The organism is Parahoeflea alexandrii, from assembly GCF_027214025.1.
Classification (GTDB): Bacteria; Pseudomonadota; Alphaproteobacteria; order Rhizobiales; family Rhizobiaceae; genus Hoeflea; species Hoeflea alexandrii_A.
This window is the reverse complement of the sequence record NZ_JAPWHB010000028.1, coordinates 1-719: the sequence shown is the minus strand read 5'-3', so window position 1 is coordinate 719 and position 719 is coordinate 1. Positions and strand designations below refer to the sequence as shown.

Annotated in this window: 1 protein-coding gene; it reads right to left on the bottom strand. The window is 65.8% G+C overall.

Features of this window, described 5'->3' with window-relative positions:
* Positions 1-3: 3 nt before the first annotated feature.
* Positions 4-719, bottom strand: a 716-nt coding sequence (locus O4H62_RS26280) for a transglutaminase-like cysteine peptidase (RefSeq protein WP_269391847.1), incomplete at its 5' end; no start/stop codon positions are given.

Genomic DNA, 719 nt, shown 5'->3' with positions numbered 1-719 from the left:
GTTTCAGAAGCCTGCGCCGGGGGCGATGCTTGCCATGTTCTTGAGCGATGCGGTGAGGTTCTGCTTGCCGCCCTTGTAGCCGAAGATGTAGTTGGCGGAGCCCGAAAGCGAGAACAGCGGGGCGTAGCTGGGCTTTTCGGTGTCGGCTTCCACAGTGTCGGTCATGTTGTCGAGAATGAGCGTGCGGTCCTTGAGCGCGACCGAGAGAACGGCGTGGAACAGGCGGCGGCTTGTGTCCTTGACGACGACGATTTCCATGGCGTTCAGCGGAATGCCGAGACGGGCGAGGACGGCCATCTTGAGGATGGCGTAGTCTTCGCAGTCGCCGCTTGTGCGTGCAAGTGTCTCGTTGGGCGTCGACCACTGGTCGAGACGTCCGTGGTTCTGCTCGTCGGTGCGGTAGGCGACGAGATTGTTGACGGAAGCCGAGACGTGGCTGAGCTGGGCGGTGATGTCGCTGCCGCCGAGATCGAGGCGGTCGGCGAGGTCGGCGCAGCGGTTGATGCAGATGGCGGAGGCGCCGGAGGCGGCTGCCTTGCGGATGAGGCCGGAGATGCGTGCGCCACTCATGATCTTGCCGAAGCGGATGCGGTGGGCGCCGAACAACGGCAGGTCCTGGCGAATGGCCTGGCTGACGGTCTGTTTGGCGGCCCGGGTGACGGCGCCGCCGGCGGGAGCGGCTGCCGCCGGGATCGAGGCGGTGATGATCGGGTCGCGGG